The following is a 15,526-nucleotide window of genomic DNA, read 5'->3' as shown; positions in this document are numbered from 1 at the left end:
TTTTTTTACTTCACATTCAAAGCCATAAATTTACTGCTACCTTTAGTGTAATAAGACTATAAAGGGGTTAATTTATGAAAGATAAACCTACTTGCCAATATCAATCTCCTGATGGTCATCGCTGCCAAGAAATCGATATGGGCTCTGGTCTTTGCTTTTGGCATGACGCAAAGTTCGACAAAAGTGGGCTTGAATTATCGCAAAAACTAGAACGTTATGCCAAGCGTGGTGGGCTTCTGCAAGGTTTGGAGTTGAAAAGAGCGAATCTAGAAGGACTAAACCTTGTCAAACATAATGACCATACTGGTTACGACTTATCATATAGCAATTTTTATCGTGCAAATTTAAGAGGCGCGCATTTATTTAACAACAAAATTGAAAATGCCTCTTTAATGAAAGCAGATCTGCATGATGCCAATTTACATTGCTGTAAGCTTTCAAATTCCAACTTATTGGGTATAAAGCTAAACAACACTCGGATCGACAATATAGATTTAAGTGGTAAGTTACAGCAAGAAAATGAGGCAAGCTTAGCGGCCAAAGAGAAACGAACAGAAGATGCCGCTGATTTCTTCTTACAATCTGAAGAGACATACCGCACACTTAGAAAAGGCGCTGAGCAACAAGGTCTTTTTGAAATGGCAGGTAATTATACCTACAAAGAGCTGCGTATGCGTCATTATCAATACCCAACTCATTCAAAAAAACGCTTTATGAGTGCGGCTGTTGACCTACTCTGCGGTTATGGTGAAAAACCCGCAAATGTGATCCGTTTCAGCCTTTCAATGATTGTATTTTGCGCACTGATGTACTTCCTGTTTGGCATCAGCTATCAGGATGAAGTGCTATCTATTAACTTTTCACAAAGCTTTTCTGACAATATAAGTGCACTGCTTAACAGTTTTTATTTCAGTGTGGTGACATTTACAACTCTGGGTTATGGCGACATAACCCCCATCGGATTTTCACGCTTTATTGCCACGGTTGAAGCATTTACAGGCAGTTTCTCCTTGGCATTATTCGTCGTGGTTTTCGTAAAGAGAATGACGCGTTAATCGTGTCATTCTCTTATACAATATGCATCACTCATCCTTTGGCCAGTTAAATGGAATACTGGGAACAGTAAGCCCTCTGGCGGCCAACGCTTCTGGTACTGTCAGGCTAGTGTCTGAAGCGCTCCACAGATCGTTCGTAAATACTGAACTGCTATCTTCGTCAGTTATATCACCTAAAACACCACTTAAATCTATATCAAATATGAAACTACCTGAGCCATCATAGTCACAACTTGTTGTCGGTGCATATTCAATATTAGCTCTATGATCAGTGCCTAAATACACACTTAAACTGGCATCGTACTCGAAGAATTGTCTTTGTGTTTTAGCAACGAGTGCATGGCTTGCACCTGGCCCAGCCCAATTACATACAAACCCTTGGATCCAACCGTCAGTGTCTGTGACTTGTTCACCATAACCAAAATGCGCTTCACCATTGTCTAAACTAGTATCATTAAATCCTATATTAAATATCCGACTGTGAGAGTCGTTCACACCCGCTTGCCAAACATAGCTATAACTACCAGCCAGAGAGGTTAAATCGAAATCAGCACCTAAGATTGCAAAATTTTCACTCCAACCATCGCTGTTTGAAGCGCTATACGTATTATCAACATCAACTAAACCATTACTATTAAATACTCCTGAGGCACTATGGCCGCATAACGTGGCATTTCTTAATTGCAAGTTCATCTCATCATCTTCTCTTTCATACGCGAGAGACGCTGCGAACGTACGTTCATTCTGACTGCAATTAAACCCTGGCCACTCTATACCTGACACCCCTTGCTTTCCTTCAACCGTGTATTGTAATAACCCGGTATATTCAGTTTCTTCTGAACTAGGCGTGTGCGACATTGAAATAGTAATTCGATAATCATTGCCAGAAACTTGATAGTCCATTTCAGCACTATATGTCCAGGTATCTGACGCAAGAGAGATGCTTGCTGAATCAAAGCTAACACTTGTTATCCCTTGTGCATTCATATAAGTGGTGAGATCCAGTGTTGCGCCCTCTTCCGGCAAAGATTCACCTTCACTGTCTGCAACGCTGATAAAACTCGCAATAACCATTAACGCCATTTGTGTTTGTGATTCAACACCAGAAAGCAGTGCATTTATCTGCGATACGGCGCAAGCGTTCCCACTGCTATCTTCTGCAAGCCACAAACCCAAATCACCACTGGGTAATGTACCTGAACTACTGCCTGAGCCACTCGCTTCAGGGTGCCCTTCATACATTAACTGGGGGCCGAAACAATCTGAGTTAATGCTAACTTGATAGAAAGAGGCAACATCAAATGCATCTGAAATTGCAAGCTCCCCGGCTAACACCTGCCCTATTTGCTCTGTTGCGGAAAAATAACTAGGGACAGTTGGGCCAAAGAGAGGTGTATTTGGCGCGTAATTCGGGCTGGTTTTTGCGCGTTTTTGCTGTGCACTGTCAGAAAAAGGTGATGACACCATTAAACTAGTTGGGAAACGTAAAGCAACTTTAGGCACTTCAGTTTCGTCATTTGTTGATTGTGTAGGCTCTGGGGTAGATGTCATATTCTGACTATCTTCAGAGCTACTTGAACCGCAGCCGGATAGACATACTAAAGCAGTTAAAACAGCAGGCAGGTAAGGTTTCATGCGACAAACTCCGTGATTGGCTTTAATAAAACGATTAGCAAAGCCTCAGAAAATTGCAAAATTCCTTTTTAAAAAATGTAGACATACTCATTGTAAACATGATCTAGATTGTATTTATTTCTCTTAGCCTTAGCAGCATCAAGTCAATAAATTAGGCGCAAAGCGCTGACAATAACTTACTGTTTCTTACAATTTAAAGCGAGATCCCTAACTGCACTTTAAGTGATAAAAAGTCGCTACATACGACTTTTTACTTTATTTGTTGCTGGACTATTAGCTGGATCATCTGGCCAAAAATGTTTTGGATAACGCCCTTTCATTTCTTTTTGCACTTCTTTGTAACTTTCACCCCAAAAATTTGCTAAGTCTTGCGTGAGCTGCAAAGGACGTTGCGCTGGGGATAACAACTCCATTAACAAAGGAAGCCGCCCTTCACACAGTCTTGGGGTTTCAAGCATACCAAACACCTCTTGCATTCGAACGCTGAGTTTTGCAGGTCCTTCTTGTTGAAATGTGAGCTTTATATTAGACCCTGAAGGCACTTGTATTCTAACTGGCAGGAGTTGTTCTAACGCTTGCTGTTGAGACCACTCTAAACAACTCATTAGCGCATCTTTGAGCGCGAGTTTAGTTAACGCGTCGAACTGTTTAATTTGCTCTAAATATGGATACAACCATGTTAAATCTGCTGTTAATGCATGCTCAGATAAATCATTAAATGTGTCAGGGTAAAACTTGCAGGCTAATTCAAAGCGAGTAAGTAACTGCTCACACTCGCCGTAAGATTTGAATAATGATAGACCTTGTTTAGCTATCAAACTTAACCATGCTTGCGTTCTTGCTTGTGTGTCAATTTCAGCTCTGCTTGGTTTGCTCGAAAGGATTATCTGCCCAAGTAATTCTCGGTCTTCATGAATAAACTTCTGCTGTTTTTCATCAAATTCGCACACTGTTTGTTCGCTTATCAAGTATGGAAGATAAGCATTTAGCTCTTCAATATGTAAGGGAGTCGCACTAAACACCTGCATGCCCTTTTCTCCACCCAAGGATACAATGGCTAAGTACTCAGCAACTGGCCACACTTGTTCATTAACTTTGACACCTGCACCATTTGCCATTAAAAAGCCTTGCCCTCTACGTTTTGCAATGCGATCGGGGAAAGCTAATGCAATAAGGAGTGGCACTGCAGATAAAGGGAGCTCTGCAGGTATTGCAATTTTAAGCCTTTTACACCAGTGCTGATACGCTTGCCTAAAACTTGATGTCGGCTTACTGAGCATTGCAGATAGTGCAATCACTACATCAGGGTTATGTTGTTTTCCCTGCTCCCATAGACTAACCAATGCACATGCCAAGGCAGTAATATCCGGGATATCAACTTCAAGTTGTTGGGCTTTAAATAACATATGGGCGTGTCTTGGTTCAATGCCAAAACTATGGATCTGAGCGCCTAATGGGGTTAATTTTCCGTTGGCATCCAAGACTTCTAACATCTGCAGTAATTTAGTCGCTTGCTCTTGTTGAGCTGGCGAAGGCTGATCAAGTAATGGCAGAGCTGACACTTCTGCTCCCCACACTTTGGCTTCGAGCATTAAAGCACTGATATCTGATGTTTTTATCTGGGGTAAATCGTGGGCTATGCGTCGGTCGAACTGCGTTTTTTCACCCAGTCTATAAACAACTCCCGGCTCAATACGACCCGCACGCCCCGCCCTTTGCACCGCCGACGCTTTTGAGATTGACTGTGTTTGAAGCTCACTCACACCGGTGTTCAAGTTGTAGACCGCAGCGCGTTTTTTGCCACTGTCTATCACTACACGAACGCCTTCGATGGTCAAAGACGTTTCGGCCACATTGGTGGTCAACACCACCTTTCTTCTTCCTTGCGGTGCTGGAGCAATAGCGGCTTGCTGTTGTTGTTTATTTTGCTCGCCAAATAAGCTGACAACGTCAATACTGTCGCCCAATACACCTAAATTTTGTGCTACAAAATTAATCTCTTTTTGGCCTGGAAGAAAGACCAAAATACTGCCAGATTGCTCTTTAATCGCTTTATGTATTACATTAGGCATGGCTGCTAACCACTCTCGTTCGTTGCGAAGTGGCACATACATTTCTTCGACAGGATAGCTTCGACCCTCTGAGCGAATCAAAGGACATTGTAAAAACTGCTGGTAACGCTCAGAGTCTAATGTCGCAGACATGACTAAAATTTTAAGGTCATCTCTCAGTGCGCTTTGGCTTTCTAATGATAAAGCCAACGCAGTATCTGCTTGTAATGAGCGCTCATGAAATTCATCAAAGATAAGTAAATCTATGCCATCTAACTCTGGGTCTTGCTGGATCATCCGTGTCAAAACGCCTTCAGTGACGATTTCTAAACGCGTTCGGTGACTGACTTTCGCTTCTTGCTTTATTCTTAATCCGATTTGCTCGCCGACTTGTTCACCTAGTTGTTGAGCTAAGAAATTAGCAATATTACGAGCCGCTAATCTGCGCGGCTCTAGCATTACTATTTTCCTAAATTTCCCTGATAACATGAGTTGTAAAGGCAACCAAGTTGATTTACCTGCACCTGGGGGGGCCTGTAGTAATACACTCGGATGAGAAGATAAGGAGTCGGTCAATTGTGAAAAAACAGATTCAATCGGCAGCACAGTTTCGCTCAAATAGATAAACTTTTTGTTTAGTTTATCATGGTATTGACGATCTCCTCACGGTTTGAGATTGCCTTTAGGTTGCCCTGCTCTATTAATTGCTTGGTATTATTAACAATATCTTCAGCCTTAAGGGCTTTGTCAAACTTTGCTTCTGTGATCCCAACCCATGCATTCCTGCCACCGTTCTTCGCCGTATATAAACACAAGTCTGCAAGTTCGATGGTTTGCTCCCAGTCAAGCAAAGCCGAGTTTCTTTGCAAAGGAAATGGTGTAAAGCCAAATGAAGCAGTAACAGGAATTCGTATGTTATTATCTTTAAACTCAAAAGACTCTATATTAACTCTGATCCGCTCTAGTATTTCTGCTGCTGCGTCACGCGAGATATTAGGCATTAATAGTAAAAATTCTTCACCACCCCAACGAATAATGACATCATTTTGCCTAATCGTTTGTTTTAGCACAGTTACAAAAGATTTTAGAACTGCATCACCTGCGCTATGCCCATAGGTGTCATTGACCCGCTTAAACAAGTCGATATCAATTAAACACATAATGGTTGACTCGGTCATAATCTCAGTGGGTAAATATTCGTCAATGTGGGTGAATAAGAAGTGACGATTATAGGCCCCTGTTAGACTATCTGTATAACTTAATGCTTGAAGCTGTTTATTTCTAATTGCAAGCTCTTGTGTACGCTGAGCAACTTGCTGCTCAAGTATTTTCAACGTACGTCTGTTTTGCCAGCGCCAATATATAAAAAATAGTAATGTAAAAAACAACACCACAAGTAATATCACTCGCTGTTGTAATAAAGCGGTGTTTTCTATTGCTTGCATCTGTTGCGTTATTTGCTGTTCTTTTAGGGCATTATCTTTTTCAAGTAAAGACAGCTGCTGCCTTTGCTGATCAAAGTCAAATCTTGCCTCAAGCTGCAGTAACTTATTATTTCTTTTTTGCAGGTCTAAGGCCTTTTGCGTAAATGCATAGCGCTTCAGATATAAATGCGCCCATTGGTAATCTTGGATTTGAGCAAAACTGGCAGCCAGAGTATGTTGTAATTGTGCTTGCTCTTCTAAAAAACGTGTGTGAAAAGTACTTTGTAGACCATCTTGGGCGGTTAAAATCGCTTTAGCAAACAAACCAGCTTGAAGGTATGTCTTCGCTTGCAGCACTTTAACCATTAACTTGGTATGATGAAATTGACTATCAGAATTGTACTGGCTGATTTGATCGATCAAATCCTGTGCAGCAATGTGCTCACCCATTTCTAACTTTACTTTTGCTTTCTCAATCAGCAACTCAATATAAATCGACTTACTCATATTTGGTTTGTCTTGTGCATCATCAAGCACATACAATGCTTGCAAATAACTTCCTTTACTAAAATAGATCCTAGCCCTCCAAAGACTAACCTTAGCCCTCAAAATACTGACTTTAGGCAATTGATTAACCAAAAGTGCTATTTTATCCATTTTTTCTGATGCTTGTTTAAAACGCTCTAACGATACCTCAAGATGAACAATTGAAAGGTAAACACTGATCAACAAAGCGGGATCGGCCAGCTCTACCGCGATATCTAGGGCCCGTTGATTAAGCGTTAAGCTCTCTTTATAGTCTCCGTAACGGTGTTTTAGTAATGCCACCAATAATAATGCTTCAGCTTGAACTTTAGCATTGTTAACAGAAGCAGCTTCTTGCTCGAGAGCCTTTAGGTTTGGCAATAATTTTAAGTCATATGTTGCCAATACTGCTTTTTTATATACCTCTAGCTTTGCGGGAAGCTCAGCAAAACTTTTAGTTTGTAATTTAGATGCAGGTGTTTTACTGGAAGATTCAAAACAAAAAAAGAAGATGAATAGCGCAATAAGCTGAGAAGTATATTTAATCATTGCAATCCCGGATTGAGCATTTGGATGTTTATCGTTTGCCAATCCGTGACTTTCTCATTAATGAAACCTGACTGTTTCAACGCTTTTTCTATTGTGCCATTTGTTCTCAATATGCCGAGACCTTTATTCAGTGCATGAAATACGGCGCGACCTTCTGGGTGGCGCTTACTTACTACAAAATGTCTAGAATCAGGCAAAAATACCTTAATATTATTGATCGGTACATATAGCCGATTTTCAAAGTTTAGCTCTAAACTATTACTGACACTAAAATTAATCAGCATGGCATCAACCACACTGGTCTCTACCATTTCCAACATGGTTTCCCAAGGGCCAATAAAGCTCACAATGTTTAAGTCGGTATTATGAAGTGCACGCCAATCTACCTTCCATCTTGGGTTTGCAACAACAGTTAGGTTTTCTAGCTGAGCCTTAGCTAAATTGTGGAGATGCACGTTACGCTTAGCAACATATAAACCAGCTTCGTATTCGCCAAATTTAACTAAAGGTTCACTTACAAACAATGACCCTCGATAATTGAGAATGTCTTCATGCCACACAGAGCGAGCCAAAACCAGACTGTCTCCAGCAATTAAATCTGAATATTCTAAAATGTTAATAGAAGGTTTTGGGTTAAAAACGATAGGTCTATCAATACCTCCAAGTTTTAACGCTTGTTGCAAAAGGATCATTTCGATGATTTCGATGTGTGACCCTTTTGTTGTGGCATGAAAGTCTCTGATTTCATAAGGTGAGCGACCATTTAAAAAGCTTTGATAACGCTGCGTAAAGTTTTCACTTTGCATGATATCTACCACCAAAGGCGTTTGTGAAAAACACAAATTAGGAAGTAAAAGAAAAAATGTTAGAACACAAAACCGCATACACACCGCACCACAAAGTAAAGTGCACTACTATGCACTTTTTGTGAACATTATATGAGCGAGAGTATTTATAGCAACAAATTTAATGCAAAAGGATGAACTTAATTAGACTTAAAAGAACAAAAAATTTACAAAAAGAACAATTTAAGGCACTAAAAAAGATTTTGATAAACGCAAAACTTGCCTGATAGTACCTTTCCAACATACACTAAATACTAAAATCACTGATTCTTCATCAGTATTTTAATCCTTTTGAGATAGATGCTATTATCGGCACAAATAGTCTATCAGTGCTGTAATCATGGAAAAATACGAAGAGCTACTAGTCTCAATCAGAAAAGTCATCCGTGCGATTGACTTGCATTCTAAGCAATTAAATAAATCATCGGGTCTAACAGGTCCACAGTTACTTATCATGCAAGAAATTGCGCGAGTTAAAGGTGTGACGGCGAGTCAGGTTGCCAAACAAATTAACCTCAGTGCAGCAACAGTAACGAACATATTAGATAGACTTGAAAACCGCGGCTTGATCCAACGAGTTAGAAGCTCTGAAGACAAACGACGTGTTGGGTTGTTTTTATCTGAAGATGGTAAGACAGCATTAATTGATGCACCACAACCTCTACAAGAGCACTTTATCCAAAAGTTTTGTCAGCTAGAAGAATGGGAGCAATCTTTATTGCTTTCCTCTATGCAACGTATTGCTTCTATGATGGATGCAACAGAAATCGATGCTGCACCTGTGCTTGAAATTGATCCGATGCACCTCAGCAGCCAAAAACAAACTGAAGCAGAATAAGCTTTTTAATCAAAGGCAGTAATCTTATATTGTCACCCTTCTGATTTTACCAATCCTCTTAATTAAGTGATCTATTTCGAGGATTGGTATTATTACTCAGCTAACTTTTTAAACCAGAGGTTCAAAGACTTGAATTCATCTTCAATTCGATTGTTATTAGTTAGCCGTCCACCAAACTCATATTTTTGCTGCGAAAATATCTTGTTGATAGGTAATGAAGTCGCCAAACATAAGGTATAAACGTATTTAATATCTTGTTGTTGTAAAAACTGCTTAACTTTGTTTAAAAGCGCAGATGCTATGCCTTGATTCTGAAATTGCGTCATCACGCCTAGATCGTAAATACGCGCATTGCTGGTGTCTTTATCTAGCTCAACGCGCAAGCAACCAACAATAACGCCCATATAATCAGCGCAGTAGTATTGCACACCACTATTCATGCTCGTCTTAATGAATTCTTCATTACTTACAGGGGATGAGTAATTAGTATAAACATGCCCATATAATTTACTTAAAGCACGAATATCGGTGAGATTACAGCTTCTGAATTGAACCGGCTCGTTAAACTTTCCCAGATGCCAAGGGTTAGCTTTTAAGGCTTCGGCAACGATTTCATCGTATTGTTGACTGAATTCACTTTGCTCACGATTTCTATCTAAAAAATAAGAAATAAATACCGCATCTTCGCTCCCGAAGTAACCCGGTACTGTCGCTTCAATCTTATAGCCCTTTTTCAAAAAAGATAATAATTGTGAGCCTTTTACTTTTGCGATTATCTTGCCATAACCTTGCTCTAAAGCGACTTGAACTAATGCCTCATGGAAAGTATTTGGGGTTTTTATCGTCGAGTCAGTCACATAAATTCTGCTATTTAACTGACCATGGCGGATTTGATTAAATTCAACAATTTCATCACAGTCGTAATAACTACTTGCTACGGCTGACATGATCTCTCCATAAATAAGTTAATGCGAGAAAACACTTACTAAATACAAACCATTGTCGAAAATAATTTGATTTAAAACTTTAAAACGCACACACACCCGAATAATCCAATTAAGGTTATTTTTTTATATTCAGTGATTTATAAATTTAACCAAGAAAGGCATGACGCTACAAAGTGGCTTTCAAATACTTTGTATTCGAAGCATATTAACAATTATTAGAACTCGAATCAAATTACAAATCACTAGGAACACTAGCCGCACAAGCACTATTTCAGACTATATTTTCAGCAAACACCCTGTAAATTTTAAAATAGCACCATAAAAAACGCCCCTCCCCGCAATTTAAAACAACTTAATCAATGTAAAAACCAGTAAAAAACCACAGGAACAAATAATTTTAACTATAAATTTAACTACTCAAACAAAAATAATTAAAACCAATAATAAAAAGTTAAAACTAATAATAAACAACAAGTTAAACCAAGCACATTTATAAGCACAAATAGCAAAAACCTATACAAGCTTGAAAAATTACTTAGAACTCTATAGAATTTATTTTAATTGAACAGTCAATTAATAAAAAGTTATGCCAAAAGTAGGAATGGAACTGATACGTCGCCAGCAACTCATTGAAGCAACGTTGGAGTCGGTCGCAGAAGTGGGCTTACATGCTACGACCATAAACAGCATCAGTAAGAGAGCGGGCTTATCCTCAGGGATCATTAGCCATTACTTTGGGGGAAAACAGGGTCTCATCGAGGCCACTGTACGCTTTTTATTAAATAGTTTAAAAACCAGTTTGATCAGTAAAACTCAGCAATCTTGCTCTGCTGAAGAGCGGTTAATGTTTATTGTTGAAGCTAACTTTTCAGTTATCCAACAACAAACCAGTAGTACAAAAACTTGGTTAAGTTTTTGGGCGCAATCAATGCACGATGAACAATTGCACCGATTGCAAACCGTAAATGCAAAACGCTTGTATAGTAACCTAGCATCTTCTTTCAAAAAACTAATGCCAGAAAACGATGCCAAACGCGCTGCTAAATTAGCGGCGGGTATGATCGATGGCTTATGGCTAAGGGCTGTTTTAAGTAAGGCCTCAGAGCAAGAATTTAAGCAAGCTGAGCAGCTTGCAAAACATTATGTGTCTTCCCTCATTTCATCTTGTGGAGCTTAAAAATGACCACACCTGTTTATCAGAATTTTATCCATGGCCAATTTGTGCCAAACCAAAGTAAAGAAACTTTTGCAGTGAAAAACCCTGCAACTGACGAAGTAATTTATCATGTCGAAGTTGCAGACGAGACAATTCAAGAAAAAGCCATTACCAGTGCACGCGAAGGTTTTGCAGCTTGGTCAGCAATGGCTCCAATCGAAAGAAGTCGAATTCTAAATAAAGCAGTGTACTTATTACGTGAACGTAACGACGAGCTAGCAAAAATTGAAGTATTAGACACAGGTAAACCAATTCAAGAAGCGGACTGCGTCGACATTCAAACTGGCGCTGACGTGATTGAGTACTTTGCAGGTCTTGCACCAACACAAGTCGGTACACAACAACCCGTTGGTAACGACTTCTTCTATACCCGCAAAGAGCCTTTAGGTATTTGTGCTGGTATCGGCGCATGGAACTACCCGCTACAAATTGCCTGTTGGAAATCAGGCCCTGCACTTGCTGCTGGTAACGTTTTAATCTTTAAGCCATCAGAAGAAACTCCTCTTGGTGCAATTAAGCTGGCTGAAATCTTCATTGAAGCGGGTATGCCTGCAGGTGTATTCAACGTCGTACAAGGTGCAGCTGAAGTTGGACAATGGCTGACGTCACACCCAGAGATCGAAAAAGTATCGTTCACTGGCGAAGTTGGCACTGGTAAAAAAGTCATGCAAAGCGCCGCATCGAACTTAAAAGATGTGACCATGGAGCTTGGTGGCAAATCACCTTTAATTGTGTTTGATGACGCTGATATCACAGAAGCTGTAAGTGCGTCTATGTTAGGTAATTTTTACACCCAGGGCGAGATCTGTACTAACTGTACTCGTGTGTATGTACACAAATCTGTCTACACACAATTTATTAACCAGCTTAAAGCGCGCACTGAAGCAAATATTATCGCAGGAGATCCCCTTGATCCTAATGTTAATCTGGGCGCGCTTATTTCTAAAAAGCATCAAGAATTGGTGCTAGATTACATCGAAAAAGGCAAAGCCGAAGGTGCCACTTTATTAACAGGTGGTCATGTTTTATCACCTGAATCAGCCCCTAACGGTTACTTCGTTGCTCCGACTATTTTCACTGACTGTACTGACGACATGACCATTGTCAAAGAAGAGATCTTTGGCCCTGTTATGTGCGTGTTAGTTTTTGAAGATGAAGCTGATGTGATCACGCGCGCTAACAATACAGATCTAGGGTTAGGCGCAGGTGTATTTAGTCAAAATATTCAACGCGCACACCGTGTTATCCACCAGCTTAAAGCCGGTATTTGTTGGATAAATAGCTATGGTAACTCTCCTGCCGAAATGCCTGTTGGCGGTTACAAACAATCAGGTATTGGTCGCGAAAATGGCATCGAAACTTTAAATAGCTACACACAAACCAAGTCTGTTTATGTGGGTATGAGTCAAATCGAAAGCCCATTTTAGGAGTCTAATATGCAGTACGATTTCATCATCGTCGGTGCAGGCTCTGCGGGCTGTGTACTGGCAAACCGCCTTTCAGCAGATGCAAAAAATAAGGTGCTATTACTAGAAACTGGTGGCTCTGATAAAAGTATTTTTATCAAAATGCCTACGGCGCTGTCTATTCCGATGAATACCGATAAGTATGCATGGCAATTTCATACTGAGGCAGAACCTTATTTAGATAATCGCAAAATGCACTGCCCACGTGGCAAAGTGCTAGGTGGGTCGTCCTCAATAAATGGCATGGTGTACGTTAGAGGTCACGCCAAAGATTTTGATGAATGGCAAGCGCACGGCGCGCAAGGCTGGGATTACCAAGCCTGCTTGCCCTATTTCAAAAAAGCTGAGAGCTGGTATCAAGGCGAAAACACTTATCGTGGTGGTAGAGGTGAACTGGGCGTCAACAACGGTAATGAAATGAAAAACCCGCTTTATAGCACCTTTATTGATGCGGGCGCTCAAGCCGGATACCCAGTGACAAATGACTACAACGGTGAGCAGCAAGAAGGCTTTGGCCCTATGCACATGACAGTAAAAGACGGCGTGCGTAGTTCAACCTCTCGCGAGTATTTAGACCCAATTAAACATCGCAACAATTTAACTGTGGTCACAGGTGCCCTTGTCAGTAAGGTGTGTTTGATCGATAAAAAAGCCACAGGCGTTGAATATCGTGTTAATGGCAAAGTATGCCAAGCGGATGCTAGTAAAGAAGTCATTTTAAGTGCGGGCCCAATAGGCTCTCCTCATATTCTGCAATTATCTGGTATCGGTGAACGCAAAGCCTTAGAAAATGCGGGTATCGAAGTTAAGCATGAGTTGCCGGGAGTCGGTAAAAACTTACAAGATCACCTTGAGTTTTACTTCCAATACAAGTGTAAAAAGCCAATTACTTTAAACGGTAAACTTGGCTTGATTTCAAAGGGCTTGATCGGCACTGAATGGGTGTTGAATAAATCAGGTCTTGGCGTCACTAACCATTTTGAGTCTTGTGCTTTTATTCGCTCAAAAGCCGGTATTGAGTGGCCTGATATTCAATATCACTTTTTGCCAGCGGCGATCCGTTACGATGGTAAGTCTGCATTTGATGGCCATGGTTTCCAAGTACATGTTGGACATAACAAACCTAAGAGTCGAGGGAGTGTAACCATTCAGTCAAATGACCCGCTGGTGCCGCCGAAAATTCAATTTAATTACTTGCAACACCAAGATGACATTGAGGGTTTTAGAGCCTGTGTGCGCCTCACGCGAGAGATCATCTCTCAACCTGCCTTTGATGACTATCGTGATGGCGAAATTCAACCTGGTGAACATATTCAAACTGATGAACAGATTGATGAGTTTGTTCGACAAGCTGTTGAGAGCGCCTATCACCCTTCTTGTTCATGCAAGATGGGCGAAGATGATATGGCCGTTGTGAACTCGCAAGCCCAAGTTCACGGTATTCAAGGCCTGAGAGTGGTGGACTCTTCTATTTTTCCAACTATTCCGAATGGCAACTTGAATGCACCGACTGTCATGGTCGCTGAAAAAGCCGCAGATATGATTTTAGGTAACGCACCATTGGCACCTATGAATGCCAAGGTGCATTTACATGAAGATTGGCGTAACAAGCAAAGATAAAAAGAATCACACAGGTGCACTTTATTGCTGCACCTTGTTCTCACTGTGAGCCGTTTAGGTTGAATGAGAGCAACGACATATAACAATCATAACGGGAGAAAATATGAGTTATTTCTACTTATTTTGGGAGGGTGACAATGACCTTATGGCTTAGTGCGGGCATTTTATTTACCCTACTTTCAATTGCTTTCATTATTTATAAATGGGGCAACGTCGAAGTGGTCGGTGTGACACCGGTCAAAACCTTTACCTTTATTGCTATCTTGTTTACTTCAGGCCTAGATGTTGGCTTAGTGATGTTTCCTCTCACTGAGTTTGCAGGTTATGCAGACATAAACGCAAGCCCAGAATATGGCTTCACAAACCCACTTGCTATCGAGTTTGGTTTTTGGGGTTTCTTGATCTGGGGATTCTACTTCCTTACCTGCTTTTATTTCTGTGTAATTGAACCTAAAGTAAAGTTCTTCGAGATCCCTCTAGTAAAGCTTATTAATAACGTGGTGATCATCGGCACCTGTGCGTTTACCGCATACCTATTACTTTCAAACCTGCCATGGTACTTACCGAGCATGGGAGACGGTGAGTCAATCATTCCAACTTTCTACCTCATTGTGTTTGCAGCTATCGCGTTTGCTGTGTACTCAAGTACTGACATTAAGTATGTGCGCTTTTTAAGTATCACTACCACTTGGGTATTCATTGGTTTAATTGGGTTAATGTGGGCCAATGCCTTCGTATTTGGTGACAGTGTGATTTCGGGCTACTTCAGTAACTTTGCTTTGATCGGCGACTATTTTGCCAACATGCATCAGTTTGTTTTACCGATCAATGATTACCATGAATTTTACTTATTCTGGTGGTTTGCTTGGAGCATTATGATCGGTCAATTTACTTCACGTTTCGTGGGTGGACTAAAGACCTATCAAGTACTCGCTGCGATGTTGATATTCCCATCAATTCCAATTGCGGCTTGGTTTGCAGTGCTTTATCACTACCATGAAGCTGGCATTGCCACAAATGGCTTAGTGAATTTTGCCATGGTGTTTGTTGGTATTGTCTTTGTGATCAACTCTCTCGACTCGCTTGTGCGTTTGTACACCGACAATTTGGGCATGACAGTACAGAAATTAGGTAAAGCAAAGTACATCGCGCTGAACATTGGCGTATTGTCTCTACTGACCCTACTTTTCAAACTCAACTTTTTACAGATCCAATGGGTTGGCGCCATTGTGATCGGCATTTTCTTCGCCTGTTTTGGTTATATCTTAGTGAAAAAATATAAAGCCGTAGCCAATATTGAAGGTTCACCAAAAGAAAATGAAATCGACTATACAAAAATAGAAACAGTAAGCTAA

At 40.6% G+C, this 15,526-nt stretch carries 11 protein-coding genes; 6 read left to right on the top strand and 5 right to left on the bottom strand.

Annotated features, from left to right (window positions below; translation table 11 throughout):
• Positions 1–74: 74 nt before the first annotated feature.
• Positions 75–1,055 carry an ion channel gene (locus ABMY35_RS09110; RefSeq protein WP_349285922.1) on the top strand — a complete coding sequence of 327 codons (981 nt, stop codon included), beginning with the start codon at positions 75–77 and terminating at the stop codon, positions 1,053–1,055.
• A gap of 27 nt (positions 1,056–1,082) precedes the next feature.
• Here ABMY35_RS09110 and ABMY35_RS09105 read toward each other — a convergent pair whose 3' ends face one another.
• From ABMY35_RS09105 to ABMY35_RS09090, 4 genes are all read right to left on the bottom strand, one after another.
• Positions 1,083–2,690: a hypothetical protein gene (locus tag ABMY35_RS09105; RefSeq protein WP_349285921.1), complete on the bottom strand. Its 1,608-nt coding sequence runs from the start codon at positions 2,688–2,690 to the stop codon at positions 1,083–1,085.
• A gap of 236 nt (positions 2,691–2,926) precedes the next feature.
• Positions 2,927–5,347 carry an ATP-dependent helicase HrpB gene (hrpB, locus tag ABMY35_RS09100; protein ID WP_349286123.1) on the bottom strand — a complete coding sequence of 807 codons (2,421 nt, stop codon included), beginning with the start codon at positions 5,345–5,347 and terminating at the stop codon, positions 2,927–2,929.
• Positions 5,348–5,376: 29 nt separating this feature from the next.
• Positions 5,377–7,239, bottom strand: coding sequence for a GGDEF domain-containing protein (locus ABMY35_RS09095; RefSeq protein WP_349285920.1), 1,863 nt, complete (start codon positions 7,237–7,239; stop codon positions 5,377–5,379).
• Positions 7,236–8,045: a hypothetical protein gene (locus ABMY35_RS09090; RefSeq protein ID WP_349285919.1), complete on the bottom strand. Its 810-nt coding sequence runs from the start codon at positions 8,043–8,045 to the stop codon at positions 7,236–7,238. Before ABMY35_RS09090 ends, ABMY35_RS09095 begins: the two co-directional genes overlap by 4 nt.
• Positions 8,046–8,424: 379 nt before the next feature.
• Here ABMY35_RS09090 and ABMY35_RS09085 point away from each other — a divergent pair, with 379 nt between their 5' ends.
• On the top strand, positions 8,425–8,922 hold the full coding sequence (locus tag ABMY35_RS09085; protein ID WP_349285918.1) for a MarR family transcriptional regulator: 498 nt from the start codon (positions 8,425–8,427) through the stop codon (positions 8,920–8,922).
• A 92-nt stretch (positions 8,923–9,014) separates the two neighbouring features.
• On the opposite strand, the gene ablB is transcribed toward ABMY35_RS09085, so the two are convergent.
• Positions 9,015–9,869: a putative beta-lysine N-acetyltransferase gene (gene ablB / locus ABMY35_RS09080; RefSeq protein ID WP_349285917.1), complete on the bottom strand. Its 855-nt coding sequence runs from the start codon at positions 9,867–9,869 to the stop codon at positions 9,015–9,017.
• Between the two features lie 586 nt (positions 9,870–10,455).
• Here ablB and betI point away from each other — a divergent pair.
• The 4 genes from betI to ABMY35_RS09060 all read left to right on the top strand — a co-directional run bounded on the left by betI (position 10,456) and on the right by ABMY35_RS09060 (position 15,526).
• Positions 10,456–11,046, top strand: a complete 591-nt coding sequence (gene betI / locus ABMY35_RS09075; protein WP_349285916.1) for a transcriptional regulator BetI — start codon at positions 10,456–10,458, stop codon at positions 11,044–11,046.
• Between the two features lie 2 nt (positions 11,047–11,048).
• A complete protein-coding gene (gene betB, locus ABMY35_RS09070; protein ID WP_349285915.1) occupies positions 11,049–12,512 on the top strand; it encodes a betaine-aldehyde dehydrogenase in 1,464 nt (487 codons plus the stop codon).
• A 9-nt stretch (positions 12,513–12,521) separates the two neighbouring features.
• Complete coding sequence (gene betA / locus ABMY35_RS09065) at positions 12,522–14,171, top strand: choline dehydrogenase (RefSeq protein WP_349285914.1); 1,650 nt, start codon at positions 12,522–12,524, stop codon at positions 14,169–14,171.
• A 137-nt stretch (positions 14,172–14,308) separates the two neighbouring features.
• Entirely contained in the window at positions 14,309–15,526 is a 1,218-nt protein-coding gene (locus ABMY35_RS09060; RefSeq protein WP_349285913.1) for a BCCT family transporter, read from the top strand.

Source organism: Pseudoalteromonas sp. BZB3, from assembly GCF_040104455.1.
In the GTDB taxonomy this organism is placed as follows: Bacteria; Pseudomonadota; Gammaproteobacteria; order Enterobacterales; family Alteromonadaceae; genus Pseudoalteromonas.
The sequence above is the reverse complement of the archived record's forward strand: the minus strand, read 5'-3'. Positions and strand labels throughout refer to the sequence as shown.